A 1,125-nucleotide genomic window follows, 5' to 3' on the forward strand; every position below is an offset into this window, starting at 1 on the left:
AGGCAAGGTGCGCATGTATGTGTGCGGCCCCACGGTGTATGACAATATCCACATCGGCAATGCCCGCACGTTTATCAGTTTCGACGTTATTCGCCGCTGGCTCATCGCGAGCGGTTACGAAGTGACATTTGCCCAGAATCTGACCGACGTTGATGACAAGATTATCAATCGAGCCAATGAGCAGGGTCGCACAGCTGCCGAGGTGGCCACGGAATTCTCGAACAAGTTCATCGACGTCATGCGTCGCGCGAACGTGATCGACCCCGACGTGCGTCCGCGCGCTACCAAAGAAATTGGTCCCATGATCGCCATGATCAAAACGCTCATTGAGCAGGGCCATGCCTATGCGGTCGAGAACGGAGACGTGTATTTCTCGGTGCGCAGCGACGAGACCTATGGTGAAGTGTCTGGCCGCAATATCGACGACCTCATGGTGGGCGCGCGCATTGAGGAAAATGAAATCAAGCGCGACCCGCTCGACTTCGCCTTGTGGAAGGCCGCCAAACCGGGTGAACCCAGCTGGAAAAGCCCCTGGGGCGAAGGCCGCCCTGGCTGGCATACCGAATGCGCTGCCATGGTGCATCGCTACCTGGGTGTGCCCATCGATATTCATGGCGGCGGCAGCGACCTTGCGTTCCCTCACCATGAAAACGAATGCGCGCAGGCAACGTGCGCATGGCATCAGGGCTTTTCGAACACGTGGATGCATACGGGCATGCTGTTGGTGAACGGCGAGAAGATGTCGAAGTCGCTCGGCAATTTCTTTACGCTCGAAGAAGTGCTCGAGAAACATTCGGCGGCAGCACTTCGCCTGCTCATGCTGCAAACGCACTATCGCAGCCCGCTCGATTTCAGCTTCGAGCGCCTGGAAGGCGCGGAAAGCTCGCTGGCCCGTATTGCGGGCACGGCTCAGAACCTGCGTTGGGCTGCGGCCCACGCGACGGGCGAGCCCGATGCCGCATTGGCTCAAAAACTCGCCGACGCTGTTGCGGCTGCCGATGCCGAGTTCAAGGCCTGCATGAATGACGACTTCAACACCGCAGGCGCCCTGGGCGCATTCTTCGGCTTCATCACCGAAGCGAACTCGTACCTCGATGCCGCCGACGGTGCGGTTAATGCTGAGGT

At 59.0% G+C, this 1,125-nt stretch carries 1 protein-coding gene; it reads left to right on the forward strand.

The annotated features are described in order from the left end of the window. The coding region (gene cysS, locus ACWI8T_RS09960; RefSeq protein ID WP_449138817.1) for a cysteine--tRNA ligase at positions 1 to 1,125 on the forward strand (1,125 nt) is incomplete at both ends.

The sequence above is a fragment of the Slackia sp. genome, from assembly GCF_977041755.1.